Below are 14,640 nucleotides of genomic sequence, written 5' to 3'. Positions count from 1 at the left end.
TCAATTATCTCTAGAATACAAAGGGCTTTAAATTAAAAATAGAATAAGAAAAATAGATTCTAGAAGGGTAGGATAATTGAAAATTTAGATAAATTGAATTTCAAGCAAATCTATTGTTGGCTAAAATTACAAAACACAATTACTTTTGTCCTAAATCTGATTATTTAGATTTACATAAATGTGTTGTTAAGAATATATTTCTTTAGTTTATAAAGTTTCTAATAAAGAAAAAATTGAAATTTTTTTACTAATTTTTAATAGAAGCCAGCAATTTTTTAAATGCCAAAAACCCGCATTAAGGATTGAGTCTTTCGACTACGCTCAAGACAGTCTATATGTTTGTAGCACTTTTTTTATTGTCAGTTCGAGTGAATTTTGAAGAATGAAAAATTTGTATCGAGAACTAGCAGTAAAAAAAGCGAGTAGTAAAAGCCTGTTAAAACGTCCCAAAAAAGCATAATTATCATGAGGTTCCTCAATCTCCTAAAAAGACTCATTTCGGAATGACAGAAAAAAGAAAAACCCTCTCAAGTTAATGAAAGGGTTTTGTGTTTATATGAGATTTCTCAATCGCCAAAAAGGCTCATTTCGAAATGACAGTTTTACTTTTTAGTTACTAATTACTAGTATCTATAGTGTTCTGGCTTATAAGGACCATCTACAGTTACACCAATATAAGAAGCTTGCTCTTCACGTAATTCTGTAAGCTCTACTCCTATTTTTGCTAAGTGTAATTTTGCTACTTTTTCATCTAAATGTTTTGGTAACATGTATACATCATTTCCGTAAGCATCAGCGTTTTTCCATAATTCTATTTGCGCTAAAGTCTGGTTTGTAAATGAGTTAGACATTACAAAACTTGGGTGACCTGTTGCACAACCTAAGTTTACTAAACGACCTTCTGCTAATAAAATAATGTCGTTTCCGTTAATGTTGTATTTATCAACCTGTGGTTTAATTGTATCTTTTGTATTACCATGGTTTTTATTTAACCAAGCCATGTCAATTTCGTTATCGAAATGCCCAATGTTACATACAATAACCTTGTCTTTCATAGCCTCAAAATGACGACCTTGAATAATATCTTTGTTTCCTGTAGTTGTAATAATAATGTCTGAATTACCAACAACAGTTTCTAAACGTTTTACTTCAAAACCGTCCATTGCAGCTTGTAAAGCACAAATAGGATCGATTTCTGTAACCGTTACAATAGAACCTGCTCCTTTAAAAGAAGCTGCTGTACCTTTACCAACATCTCCATAACCACAAACAGTTACACGTTTACCGGCTAACATAATATCTGTTGCTCTACGAATTGCATCTACTGCAGATTCTTTACAACCATATTTATTATCGAATTTAGATTTTGTAACAGAATCGTTTACGTTAATTGCTGGCATTGGTAAAGTTCCGGCTTTTACTCTTTCGTAAAGTCTATGAACTCCTGTTGTAGTTTCTTCTGATAAACCATTGATTCCTGCAGCTAATTCTGGATATTTATCTAAAACCATGTTCGTTAAATCTCCACCATCATCTAAAATCATGTTTAATGGTTTTCTATCTTCTCCAAAGAATAAAGTTTGCTCTATACACCAGTCAAATTCTTCTTCAGTTAAACCTTTCCAAGCATAAACTGCTGTTCCTGCTGCTGCAATTGCTGCTGCTGCCTGATCTTGTGTAGAAAAAATATTACAAGAACTCCAAGTAACTTCTGCTCCTAAAGCTTGTAAAGTTTCTATTAAAACTGCTGTTTGAATTGTCATGTGAAGACAACCTGCAATTCTAGCTCCTTTTAAAGGTTGCTCGTTTTTGTACTCTTCTCTTAAAGACATTAATCCTGGCATTTCTGCCTCTGCCAATAAAATTTCTTTTCTTCCCCAAGCTGCTAAAGAAATATCTTTAACTTTATTTGGTACGTAAGCTAATTTAGTGCTCATATTATGTATATTTATATTCTAATTTTTCGAACTGCAAAGTTACGACATCCATTTTAAAAAAGTATGCCTCTTTACAAAAGTTTAACGATTAACAAAAACACTAAAGTATTCATTTGGAAAATTGAAGAATCATTTAATCAATTAAATACAAACGTTTTACTTACTGATAAAAGTCAGACTCGTTTAGACGGAATGAAATCTGACCTACACCAAAGAGGTTTTTTAAGTGTGCGTCATTTATTAAAAGAAGCTGGTTATTCTGATTCGGATTTAGTTTATGATGAATTTGGAAAACCACACTTAAAGGATGGAAAGTTTATTTCTATAACACATTCCTTCACTTTTTCTGGGTTGATAATTTCTGATAATTTACATGTTGGTATTGATATTGAAATGCAACGTGATAAAATTCTGAAAATTGCGCACAAATTTACACACGTTAAAGAGTATGTAACCATTGCAAACCACGATGCTTTAATTAGTAAACTAACCATTGTTTGGGGAGGAAAAGAGAGCTTGTATAAAATATACGGAAAGAAAAAATTACGCTTTTTAGAAAATATTTATATAGAAGATTTTGATTTTGAAAATGCAAAAACGACTGGAGAAATTAGGTATGAAGGTAAAACCACTGCCTATAATATTGAGTTTTTAGAGTTTGAAGGTTTTACGTGTGTGTATGCTTTTTAGATTCATTGCTATAAAACATATAGATCCAGATAGATCTAGAAACTCTAAAATTAAAAGTACTTAGTAATACAGCTACAGCAAGTACTATAAACACAACGTTTATGTACGAAAAACCTAAGATTACCTTAAATAAAACGATACTAGCTATCATTTCTGCAGCCACCAAAGCATAACTAACAAACATAGATCCAAAAAAGAAACCTGGTTCTTTTTCGAATTTAAAACTACATTTTGTACATACTGAATTCATTTTAGGGGCTTTCAATAAAAGAAAGTTTCCAGATTTGTAAAACATTTCTCCATCTTCACAATTAGGACATTTACATTTTAAGACATCAATTACGTTTGCCATAACTTATCGTTTAATTTATATACAAAATTAAGTTGACAAATACATAATTTCTATATAGTATAATCGCTATTTTTTGTACTTTTAAGACATAATTATGAAGATACCTGTTTTAAAAATTGAACAATTTAAAGAATCACACTCATTAAATGATTTCTATATTAACTCTTTTTCTAATCATATTGAACTGAATAAGAAATTACTAAGCAAACCACACAGTCATAATTTTTACTTGTGTGTTCTTTTTACAGAAGGTTCTGGAATTCATGAAATTGATTTTAATTCTTACACAGTAAACCCAGGTAAGGTCTTTTTTCTAAAACCAGGACAAACACATTTTTGGAAATTTGATACAAAACCTGAAGGTTTTATATTTTTTCATTCGCAAGAGTTTTACAACCTAAAATTTTTAGACCACACACTGCAGTCATTTCCGTTTTTCTACTCTAATCAAAACCCTCCTTTATTAGAATTATCAACAGAAAATTTAAATAAATTAAAACTTAAGTTTGAAGAAATCTATGTAGAATATCATCAAAAAAAGCTATTAAGAGAGTTAAAAATAATAAATACCATAAACAACATATACATAGAATTAACAAGAGCTTACACTGCTAATGTTAATATAGAAAAATTAGTTTCTCCTTATTACGCTGTAATATTAGAGAATTTAGAAGATTTAATAAACACACATTTTTACAAAGAGAAGTTCCCTAAATTTTATGCCAATCAATTAAATATAACAACTAAGCACTTAAATAGAGTGGTAAAAAAAGCTCTTAACAAAACAACTAGTCAATTAATTTCTGAAAGAATTATTTTAGAGTCAAAGAGATTAATTATTCATTCTGAAAACAATTTAGCAAACATTGCAGACACTCTTCAGTTTTCTGATTACGCTTATTTTTCAAGGTTTTTTAAATTGAATACAGGTTTTACTCCTATGGGGTTTAGAAAAAAATATTATTTTATAAAATAGAGAACCTATAAATGAAATATAAATTTCTACATTATTCATAATCTAGTAATTCGTATTTTCGCAGTTGTGAATATTTATCAAAACATTTTATTAGCAAAAAAAGAGGGCAAAAAATTATTGGCCGTTTTAATAGATCCAGAAAAAATAGATCTAGATAACATTGCTTCTTTTTTCGAAAAAGTACATCTATCTATTGCTACGCATATTTTTGTTGGTGGCAGTACTGATATAAACAACCTAACCGAAAATGTGGTTGCTGCTATTAAAAAAGAAACTCAATTGCCTGTTGTTCTTTTTCCTGGTGATGTAAAACAAATAACACAAAAAGCAGATGGAATTCTATTTCTAAGCTTGCTTTCTGGTAGAAATCCGGAGTATTTAATAGAACAACAGATAAAAAGTGTTCCGTTTTTAAAGGATTCTAATTTAGAAATTATTTCTACGGGGTATATTTTAATTGACGGACAAAAAGAAACGGCTACTCAAAAAGTAAGCAACACAAAACCAATTGCACAAGAAAATACAGAACTGATTTTAAACACTGCTTTGGCTGGTGAATTGTCTGGTAAAAAATTGATTTATTTAGAAGCAGGTTCTGGAGCCACAGTACCTGTAGATGCAAATATTACCGCTGTTGTGAATGCTAATTTATCGATTCCTTTAATTGTTGGCGGAGGAATTAGAACAAAAAAACAATTAGAAAACGCTTTTAATGCTGGTGCAGATTTAGTAGTTATTGGTACTGCTTTCGAAAATGATGAAGCTTTTTTTAATCAACTTAAAAAATAATACGCTATAATATTTCTCTACAGTTTGTCATTTCGACGCAAGGAGAAATCCCACAACAGTGATAACAAGACAATTACAAAATTTTATGAGATTTCTCTCGACAGTTTGAAATGACAAAACTGAACATAAAAGAAACCTCAACAATTGTCATTTCGACGATAGGAGAAATCTCATAACATTGATAACACAACAACCAAGCTTCATGTGATTTCTCCCAAAAGGTTGAAATGACAGTAGTTGTATTTTTTTATAGTTATAAATGAATTGTACCTTTACTATTAAAACCTGAAAAGATTACATTTACAACTCTTAAAAAACAACCATGTTAGAGATTATCAATTTCCTTTTTGGACAGTACAAAACCTATTCTACTATAGACATCTCTTTAGAAATTGTTGCCATAATCTTCGGTTTTTTATCGGTTTGGTATTCTAAACAGAATAAAATTTGGGTGTTTCCTACAGGAATGATTAGCACTCTAATTTTTGTATACCTTTTGTATAAATGGGAACTTTTAGGTGATATGATGATAAATGCTTACTACTTTATAATGAGTGTTTATGGTTGGTATATTTGGACATATAAAAGTGATGGAGAGCATGAAACGCCAATAAGCAGAACAACATTAAAGGAAAAAAAACTGAGTATTGTTATTTTTATAGCAACACTTATTTTTGTGTATGCCGTATATACTTATTTTGAAAAATGGACAAGTTGGACCGCCTATGTAGACACCTTTACAACAGCAATTTTCTTTGTAGGTATGTGGTTAATGGCAAAACGAAAAATAGAAAACTGGATTTATTGGATTGTTGGAGACATCATTTCTGCGCCTCTCTATTTCTATAAAGGGTTTACTTTTACTAGTTTTCAGTATTTAATATTTACTTTTATAGCAATATTTGGTTATTTAGCATGGAAAAAGAACTTAAACAAGCACCAATTAACATCGTAAAAGTTGTTTTATTCGGACCTGAATCTTCTGGTAAAACAACACTTTCTCGTCATTTAGCACGTTATTATAATACAGTTTGGGCGCCAGAATTTGCACGTGAATATTTACAAGAAAAATGGAACAACGAGCGTAAAACGTGCGAAAAAGAAGATTTACTTCCTATTGCCATCGGACAAATGAAATTAGAAAATTCTTTAGCAAAAAAGGCTGATAAAATTTTAATTTGTGATACCGATTTATTAGAAACAAAAGTATATTCCGAAGAATTTTATGGTGGTTTTGTTGATGAAAGACTAAACGAAGCTGCAAGCGAAAACACATACGATTTGTACTTATTAACATACATAGACACGCCTTGGGAAGAAGATGATTTACGAGACAGACCAGAGCTACGTTTAGAAATGTTTAATGCTTTTGAAAAATCTTTAATAGACAATAACAGACCTTATATTTTATTAAAAGGAGATAAAGAAACCCGTTTAAGGAATGCTACAGAAGCTATTAATAAAATAATTGCTGATAAAGAAAATTTACATTCTTTTTCTGATTCTTTACAAGATGTAGACATGCACTTTCTACATCAAAATACGGGTGATTTTGGCACTCCATTTGAGTATTAAATGTAAAAGAGAAACAAGATACAAGAGGAAAGAATATAGAGAACTGATAAAAATATCTAAATTTTATACAACTACTCTAACTATTTTACTTTTTATAGACTTTATTTTTAGAACATGAACAAAGAAAACATACTAAAAGAACTTAATTTTAAAGCCATTAGAAGCTCTGGAGCTGGTGGCCAACATGTAAATAAAACGTCTTCTAAAATTGAATTAACTTTCGATTTAGAAAACTCACCGTCTCTTTCTGATAACGAAAAAGAACTTTTAAAAACCAAACTTTCTTCTAAATTAACAAAAGAAAATAACCTCATCTTATTTTGTGAAGAATCTCGTTCTCAGCACAGAAATAAAGATTTAGCTATCAAACGTTTTTTAGAATTATTACGTGTCAATTTAATTCGTCCGAAAAAAAGAAGACCTACAAAACCAAGTAAATCTTCTGTTCGAAAAAATGCTGAAAAGAAAAAGAGAACTTCTGTGAAAAAAGCATTGAGAAAAAAACCAGGATTAGATTAATCAATAATTAATAATCTCGCTATTTCAAGTAATTCTTTCTTTTCATCTAAAGTTCTATCCAACGGAAGTTGGGCTAAACCAATTAATCTTCTCATTATTTCAATACCTATTATTTGTAAGAAAAGGTGCTCATCTAACTTTAATGTATACGCTTGTTTTATTTTAGAAATCATTAATTTATTTCCAGTTGCCATCACCATATGTGCCGCCATAACACCCAAATCAAATTCTGCAAAACCTTTAAAACTAAATTCCGGGTCAATTACATACACCTCATCCCCTTTAGTCATCCAACTACCCGGATAATAATCTCCGTGTAGTAAAGTTGTTCCTTCGGATAAATAACATTCTCCAACTAAAGCAATTTCTGCTTTTAATTTTTCATCATTTTTATAAGTTTGTGATACCGCTTCTAAACCATCTTGAATGGTATCTAAAGAAAAACCATTATCAACAGCAAAAGGTAAAACAAATATATGTTGATGATTTAAAGCGCGTAATTCTTTGTTTTCTGGATACGTATTAGAAACTTCACTTTTATGGATATTAGAAAGTATATCCACCAAAAGTTGAATTGATTCCGTTTCAATAACACGATTTTTATAAACAAGACTCATGTCTTCACAATTTCCTAAATCTTCTAAAATTAATACATAATTTTTAGTATCGTAAGCAAGAACTTTAGGAATATGACAAGTTATTGCAGGACTTTCAATAGCTTTATAAAACTGATATTCTACATCAATTCGGTCTTCTGGCGCAGGAATATCTTGATACTTCTGTACAAAAGGACGCGATTGTTTTACAATAAAAGAACGTTGATTTGTTGTTACACGCAACACCACATTCATATTACCTTCTCCTGGTTTTTCTGCGGATAAAATTTCTTCAGACTCCTTTAAAAAATTGATTTCTAATAGAAATTCTTTGATGATTTTTAAATCTGTATGTATATCAATATACTTCATATTATAATTTATTAAGGTGTTTCCAAAATGCTTTTTCCATTGCTTTTTTATCTAAATCTGTGTAGACACCAATAGTTCGTTTTGTGTTTTCTTTTGGTGTTTCTAAAGGCGTTATCGTTGCATATTCTGGGTTTATTAAAGCCTCAATAAGAGCAACATCCCACATTACCCATTCTTTCTTTTTAGGATCTTTTTTTGTCCACCAACGATTATACGTATCCCAACGATTTACTAAAATATCTTTAATTCCGCCTTTTCCTTTTAACTGCTTATCTATCGTTTTCTTTTTAAAAACTAAATGCTGAGAAGTAGTTGCCGTCATCACATTAAATTCTAAATCTACCGTATTTAAAAGTACATCCACTGCAAGTGGATCATTACCAGAATTAAACTCTTTTTTGTTATACGTATTGGTTTTTACCGTGTGCCAAAAACCAAGATAATTTACACGAATTTTAGAAATGATAGAAGGATCTTCTAAAATTGCAGAAGCAACATTGGTACAAGAACCTAAAATAACCAAATCTAATTTTTCGTTATCCTTCATTTCGTGCGCTTTTTCTATAATAAACTTAGAAGCTTTAGAAGGAGAAGGCGTTGTCATAGATGCTAACGGAACATTACTACCTAAAGGCAATTTAATTTCTGGGCGATTCATCACCTTTATAATCTGTTCATTAATTTGCTGACTTTCGCTAACCGTATTTTCAGTTGCTTGTGGCGATGTATGAAACTGTGCAGATGTAATTCCTAAAAGATTAAATGCCGGTTCATCTATAGCACGTACAAGCGCAAAGAGGTCGTCAACCTCATTTGCTGTGTCTGCATCTATAATTAAATGTATTGGTTTTTGTTGTGCTTCTGCAAAGGCAGAAATCAGTAAGAACAGTATAAATGTGTATATCGTTTTCATGTAATTTGTCATTATATAAGATGTTTTATATTTCGATTGTAAACCCAAATTTTTAAAGTATAAATTAATCTTTTTCCCACCAACCTTTACTATTAATATTATCTCCACCAATCCTTTCTGCTGCTTCTTTATAATTAGTGTTATTAGAAGCTTGTTCAGATTCTGGATACAAATAACGAACTGGGTAACGGTCTTGGTTAAAATTATCTGGACCAGCTATTAAATTAGGAATTCCTGTTCTTCGAATATTAAACCAAGCTTCATGACCTACAGAAATTAAACTCAACCATTTTTGAGTCATAATTTTTGTGATATCATCTTCACTTCCGTCTAAAGCAATAGCAGTTCTTGTAAAATAATCTGCAGGAATTTCTGTGTTATAATAATCAAAACTAGCTGTAATTCCGTTTTGGTAATACGTATTAGCATCACCAGAAATAAAACCTTTTACAACAGCTTCTGCCAAAGCAAATTGAGTTTCGGAATATTGCATGTATTGTGCATCTACGCCATTAGGAGTATCTCTAAAAATAGCTCCGAATAAAGAAATATTATTTAAGTCTACACCACTAGCGGCAATACTATTACTAGATTGTCCGTTTAATAAACCATGAAATTCTGCGGTAGTATTAGCCGTTGCATTTGTTGGTTTATATAAAACTCCCATTCTAGGATCGTCCCAAGATTTTAAAATTTCTTCTACAGTAATCGTCATGGTATGTTCATTATTAATACCAGAAGCTGCATTAAACAAAGGAAACTGATTGGGTGATGTACTTAAATAAGGAAGAACCGCATTATCGTTGTTCGATTGCATGATGTTACCTGAATCGGCTAAAGCTTGTAAATCTGAAAAATCACTTAAACGTTTACTAATACGTACTAAATAACGGACTTGTAAAGAGTTGGCAAATTTTATCCATTTACTTAAATCGCCATTAAATAAAACATCACCTTCAATAATAGCATTGTTGTTTTCTAATGTTGTAACAGCCTTTTTTAAAACTGCCAAAATACCTGTTTCAGGATCTGTATAAATATTTTCTTGCGTATCGTATTTAGGAGAAAAAACACCATCAATAGCCCCTAAAGCTGCTGTATATGGAACATCACTCCATAAATCGGTAAGTTGAGAAAATAAATAACTTTTCATAATATCACCAACCGCATTATAAGCACTGTTTGTGGTTTCTGAATTTTGTATCGATTCAATATCAGAAAGCAAACCAAAAATAGCATTCCAATACTCACTATTAGATCCCATTTCATAACGATCAATACGTTCAAACTCAATACTAGCCGAAAATTGAGCTAAATAATTGGCTTGTCTAAAGCCTTGGTCGTATGCGTTTAAATCTGAAGAAACTGAAAGAATATTGGTTAATAAAAATTGCGGAGCAACAGATTCTGGATTATTATTATTTGTATTAATTTCTTCGAAACCGTTAGTACACGCAGTAAAAAACGTACTAAAAACGAAGATTGCTAAAAATATGTTTTTATAATTTTTCATTTTCTTAAAATTCAGTTTTAATACTAATTCCGAAACTTCTTGTAGATGGGTATGAGAAATCTTCAACACCTTGTGTTACACTTTGTCCTTGTAAAGCATTTAGTTCCGGATCAAAGTGAGGGTTTTCTGTAAATAAGAATAAATTACTACCTGTTAACCCAATTTTTATTTTTTGGAAACCAATTCTATTTACTAAGTCTTTATTAAACTTATAATAAATACTTAGTTGTCTTAATTTTAAATAAGAAGCATCATATAATGCACTTGCTTCATTACCACGATCAAAAAAGCTATTATTGTATGTTTGTGCAGAAACATTAGTTGTGTTTGCAACATACTGTGGAGCTGCATCCGTACCTATATTAACCACACCATTACCTACAATACCTGTTTCTCTACCTATTAAAGTTTCTTTTAATACGCCAGAAGTACTACCTAAAGCTTTAGTTCTTGAAACGATTGTTCCTCCTTGTCTCCAGTCGAATAAAAAGGATACGTTTATATTTTTATAGGTGAAGTTGTTATTAAAACCTACTTGAAAATCTGGATTATAATTTCCTAATAAGCGTAAATTAGGATCCTGTACAGGTAAACCATTAGCATTATGAAGAATTTCTCCATCAATTTCAACAAAACCAGTACCAAACATATCTCCAACACGACCACCTTCTTGGGCAATATAAAAAACACTATTAGATCCGCCAGAACCAGAAAATACGTCTGCGGAACCTGTTACAAATTGATCTACTCCTTCGGGTAATTCTGTAACAATACTTCTAGAAGTAGAGAAGTTTACAGAACTTTCCCATTTAAAATCTTTATTTTTAATTAGAATACTACTCAATAAAATTTCTAAACCTCTAGTACGAACTTCACCACCGTTTATATTAAAATTACCAAAACCACTCGCTTGAGAAATAGGACTAGATATAATTTGGTCTACACTCGTATTTTGATAAGCAGAAACATCTACTTGTAAACGATTGTTTAAAAACCAAGCTTCAATACCGGTTTCTAGAGCATTTAATCTTTCTGGTTTTAAATTAGAGTTCTTTAGTACATTCTCATTAGTTACACGAAAATTGGTTCCGTAGTTCTGATTTAATAAAAAGTTCTGATTGTTTTGATAAGGATCTGTATCATTACCAACACTTGCGCCACTAAAACGAAGTTTTAAGAAAGAGATTGCTTCAGGTAATGTCACTAACTTACTAATTACAGCACTTACGCCTGCAGAATAATATCCAAAAGAATTGTTATCGGCAGGTAAAGTACTACTCCAATCATTTCTATAAGAAACATCAAAATAAAGAGCATCTTTATAGTTTACATTACCAGTTGCATATACACTATTTATTCTTTTAGTAAACGTATTACTCTCTGCAACCAAAGCAGCTTTAGAGTTTGCAAGTGTAAAGATATCTGGAATAGCTAGTTGAGGCGCTAAAGTATAACTGTATTCAATTTCTTGATCAAAACGGTTAGCACCTGCACTTAGATTGTATTTCCAATTTTCATTAATTACATCATCATAAGAGATTAATACATCTGTGTTTAATTCTTTAAAAAACACATTGTCTTCTCTATAAGATCCTTCTAGATTTGCATTGGTACTTACAGCACGTCTAAATTCTCGCTTATCATTATAAGTATCTAAACCAGTACGTACGGTTGCTGTTAATTTGTCTGTAATATTGTAAACGGCAGCAGCGTTTCCTAAAAATCTGTTTTTATTAAAACTGTTGGTGTTTTCAAAAACAGTTAAATAAGGGTTTGTTAACCAGTTGTAGTTAATATCAAAATGCTGAGAACCTTCTTGTCCTGCTTGCCAATAATTTCTAAAAGAATTAATATCTGCTTGTCTACCTGTCCAATTAAAACCATAAAGAGGATTTTCGTATCCGTAACCTAAATTAGGACGGTTACCACTTCTTGTATTAATATAATTAACAAAAGCATTTACATGTAACTTGTTGTGCAATTCTTGGTTTAAACTTATAGAAATACCATCTCTTTTTAAATCTGTATTTGGTACAATTCCTTCGTTTATTAAATTACTATACGAAAATCTACTACTTCCTTTATCACCAGAAGAGCTAATAGCAATATTGTTTTGCTTCGTAATTCCGGTTTTAAAAAAATCACGTACATTATTAGGGTTAGAAACCCAAGCAGTAGGTGTAATTGGCGTTAAAGTTCCGTCTGCTTGGGTTCTTGCTATAATGTCTCCAGCACGAACAGGGTTTCCGTTAATATCTACAGATGGACTATCAAATTGGTTGATTAAAAGACCTTGGTCTAAACGAGGACCATAACTACTTAAACCACCATCATTAACGCCAGCGCCAGCACCATTTTGAAAAGAATATTCACCATTAGAACCTCCACCATATACATTTTGATAATCTGGTAAGGTTAATAAAGTTTCTATAGTTAAAGAGCTATTAATGCTAACTCCTAAACCTTTTTTCTTTTCCCCCCTTTTGGTAGTGATTAATACCACTCCGTTAGCGGCTCTTGCACCATATAAAGCAGCAGAACCTGCTCCTTTTAAAATAGAGATAGAAGCAATATCATCTGGACTAATTTCAGATGCTCCATTACCATAATCTACTTCTTGTAACGAGCCATCGTTTACTAAATCACTTGTAATTTGCTCATTACTAATAGGCACACCATCAACAACAAATAAAGGTTGATTAGAGCTGCTTAAAGAGTTTTCTCCACGAATAACAATACGAGAAGAAGATCCTACACCAGAAGAACCATTGGTAACTTTTACACCAGCAACTTGTCCTGCAAGGCTATTTACCACGTTCGTAAGCGTAACTTCTGTAAGAGCCGCAGGTTTTATAGTGGTTACGGAAGATACTAAAGATTGCTTTTCTCTTTTAATACCTAAAGCAGTAACAACAACTTCGTTTAATATTTCTTGCTGAAATGAAGCCGGAAACAGTAACAATTTGACTACCGATTCTTCATTAGTACGAACACCTACCATATCAGAAATAGTGGTTCCGTATGTTTTGTTTCCATCAAAAATAACTTGATAACCGTTTGCAGCGGCAATGGAATTAAAAGAGGCTTTACCTACTTCATTTGTGGTCTTTTTTGCTTCATAACCTTGTAGGTCGTTAACAAGCGTAACAGTTATGTTTTTAATTGGTGCTTTGGTCTCATAATCTATAACGTAGACGACAAGATTTTCTTGAGCACTTAGGCTAATAGTAAATAGCGCAAGTAACCCGAAAAATAAATTCTTCATTAGTTGAGTTAAAATGTATGTAAAATAATAAGTCCTGTTTTTACAGAAAATTGTACTTATAATTAATTACAAACCAATGGAGGTCCTTTATTGTATAGGTGGTTTAAAGAAGCTTCTTTAAATTTTTGAAGAATGTATTTGCTTACTTTTAAAATTACTACTTGTAGATTTTGTAATAATTTAAGTGCTTTTATTTTTAGAAAAGAAAGTGACGCAATGTTTTTAGAAATATCTAATTCTTCATCTAAATCATATAAACAAGGAAGTGTAGCAGTTGCTATTTCTTTTGCTGATAAAAGTGTTTTTAATTCTTTATATAATGTTGATGACTCCCAAGGAAGCGAAAGAAATTCTGAGGCTTTAAATTGATCTTTACGTATACCTAAAAGATAAAAACCACCATCGTAAGAAGGTCCAACAGGTATTTGATTGTTTTCTAAGGATTCTATGGCAGCACGAAGATGCTTTTTTTCTAAACCTAAAGTATCGTTACCAACTGTTATAACATTATTATACCCTTTATTAAAAATATCCGAAACGGTATTTACATAACGTTCACCAAAATTATTTCCTTTTTGATCTTTCTCTGTATAGTGAAAATAGTCTACACCTAAAGAACTAACTTTTTCTTTAATTAGAGCATTCAGTTTGCTAACCGTATCCTTTTTTTGAAGGAAAGGCTTACGTAAATTTTCGGCTTCTTGCGAAAGCGAAAAGATAAGAATAGCAGTCTTAGAATGTTTTAAGTTGATCAAAAAAAATATTTTAAATTGTAACAGTCGTAATTATATATAGCAAATTACAAAAGCTAAAATAATATTTAACATATAAGTTATTCGTTTTTAGGTAAAAGATTTTAAACTGAAATTTTATTTCAGGAAACACTAAGATTTGGCAAGTAAACTTAGCCCTGATTGCAGCGGCATCCTTTTTTTGTTTTTTACAAAAAAAGATATAGCGGAAAGCAGGAAATAGCTTCTAAAAAAAAGTGCTTTTGTTATTCTCTATGTCAAAAAACTGAGGTAATTTTGCAGCGTTCTCATAAAGGGGTGCTTTAAAAAGCTGAGATCATACCCATTGAACCTAGAACAGGTAATGCTGTTTAGGAAATATAAAATGTCATTGCGAAGATTTTTTTCTGAA

General features: G+C 31.1%; 13 protein-coding genes. 6 read left to right on the top strand and 7 right to left on the bottom strand.

Annotated features, from left to right (window positions below; genetic code table 11):
• Nucleotides 1-623: 623 nt before the first annotated feature.
• Entirely contained in the window at nucleotides 624-1,937 is a 1,314-nt protein-coding gene (ahcY, locus tag WG945_RS11785) for an adenosylhomocysteinase (RefSeq protein ID WP_068449228.1), read from the bottom strand.
• Between the two features lie 63 nt (nucleotides 1,938-2,000).
• Between ahcY and WG945_RS11780 the strand changes: the two genes are divergently transcribed.
• The gene (locus WG945_RS11780) at nucleotides 2,001-2,627 is read left to right on the top strand and encodes a 4'-phosphopantetheinyl transferase family protein (protein WP_068449226.1); all 627 of its coding nucleotides are present in this window, start codon (nucleotides 2,001-2,003) and stop codon (nucleotides 2,625-2,627) included.
• Here the strand turns inward: WG945_RS11780 and WG945_RS11775 are convergent.
• A complete protein-coding gene (locus tag WG945_RS11775; protein WP_068449224.1) occupies nucleotides 2,605-2,979 on the bottom strand; it encodes a DUF983 domain-containing protein in 375 nt (124 codons plus the stop codon). The genes WG945_RS11780 and WG945_RS11775 overlap by 23 nt on opposite strands.
• Before the next feature lie 94 nt (nucleotides 2,980-3,073).
• Between WG945_RS11775 and WG945_RS11770 the strand changes: the two genes are divergently transcribed.
• The 5 genes from WG945_RS11770 (at nucleotide 3,074) to arfB (ending at nucleotide 6,838) form a co-directional block, all read left to right on the top strand.
• Nucleotides 3,074-3,955, top strand: coding sequence for a helix-turn-helix domain-containing protein (locus WG945_RS11770; RefSeq protein WP_068449222.1), 882 nt, complete (start codon nucleotides 3,074-3,076; stop codon nucleotides 3,953-3,955).
• A gap of 66 nt (nucleotides 3,956-4,021) precedes the next feature.
• A complete protein-coding gene (locus WG945_RS11765) occupies nucleotides 4,022-4,744 on the top strand; it encodes a geranylgeranylglyceryl/heptaprenylglyceryl phosphate synthase (RefSeq protein ID WP_068449221.1) in 723 nt (240 codons plus the stop codon).
• Between the two features lie 322 nt (nucleotides 4,745-5,066).
• Nucleotides 5,067-5,699 carry a nicotinamide riboside transporter PnuC gene (gene pnuC / locus WG945_RS11760; protein WP_068449219.1) on the top strand — a complete coding sequence of 211 codons (633 nt, stop codon included), beginning with the start codon at nucleotides 5,067-5,069 and terminating at the stop codon, nucleotides 5,697-5,699.
• Nucleotides 5,660-6,319 carry an AAA family ATPase gene (locus tag WG945_RS11755; protein ID WP_068449217.1) on the top strand — a complete coding sequence of 220 codons (660 nt, stop codon included), beginning with the start codon at nucleotides 5,660-5,662 and terminating at the stop codon, nucleotides 6,317-6,319. The genes pnuC and WG945_RS11755 overlap by 40 nt, the downstream gene beginning before the upstream one ends.
• A 114-nt stretch (nucleotides 6,320-6,433) precedes the next feature.
• Nucleotides 6,434-6,838: an alternative ribosome rescue aminoacyl-tRNA hydrolase ArfB gene (gene arfB / locus WG945_RS11750; RefSeq protein WP_068449215.1), complete on the top strand. Its 405-nt coding sequence runs from the start codon at nucleotides 6,434-6,436 to the stop codon at nucleotides 6,836-6,838.
• On the opposite strand, the gene WG945_RS11745 is transcribed toward arfB, so the two are convergent.
• The 5 genes from WG945_RS11745 to WG945_RS11725 form a co-directional block, all read right to left on the bottom strand.
• Complete coding sequence (locus WG945_RS11745; RefSeq protein WP_068449213.1) at nucleotides 6,835-7,806, bottom strand: phosphotransferase; 972 nt, start codon at nucleotides 7,804-7,806, stop codon at nucleotides 6,835-6,837. The genes arfB and WG945_RS11745 overlap by 4 nt on opposite strands.
• Before the next feature lies 1 nt (nucleotide 7,807).
• Nucleotides 7,808-8,719: a nucleoside hydrolase gene (locus WG945_RS11740; RefSeq protein ID WP_197482069.1), complete on the bottom strand. Its 912-nt coding sequence runs from the start codon at nucleotides 8,717-8,719 to the stop codon at nucleotides 7,808-7,810.
• Between the two features lie 64 nt (nucleotides 8,720-8,783).
• On the bottom strand, nucleotides 8,784-10,232 hold the full coding sequence (locus tag WG945_RS11735) for a SusD/RagB family nutrient-binding outer membrane lipoprotein (protein ID WP_068449210.1): 1,449 nt from the start codon (nucleotides 10,230-10,232) through the stop codon (nucleotides 8,784-8,786).
• A 4-nt stretch (nucleotides 10,233-10,236) separates the two neighbouring features.
• A complete protein-coding gene (locus tag WG945_RS11730) occupies nucleotides 10,237-13,497 on the bottom strand; it encodes a SusC/RagA family TonB-linked outer membrane protein (RefSeq protein WP_068449209.1) in 3,261 nt (1,086 codons plus the stop codon).
• Nucleotides 13,498-13,559: 62 nt separating this feature from the next.
• Nucleotides 13,560-14,252 (bottom strand): TIGR04282 family arsenosugar biosynthesis glycosyltransferase, encoded by a 693-nt coding sequence (locus tag WG945_RS11725; protein ID WP_068449207.1) that lies wholly within the window; start codon nucleotides 14,250-14,252, stop codon nucleotides 13,560-13,562.
• Nucleotides 14,253-14,640 lie beyond the last annotated feature (388 nt).

Origin of the sequence: Polaribacter atrinae (assembly GCF_038023995.1) — a bacterium.
GTDB lineage: Bacteria > Bacteroidota > Bacteroidia > Flavobacteriales > Flavobacteriaceae > Polaribacter > Polaribacter atrinae.
The sequence above is the reverse complement of the archived record's forward strand: the minus strand, read 5'-3'. Positions and strand labels throughout refer to the sequence as shown.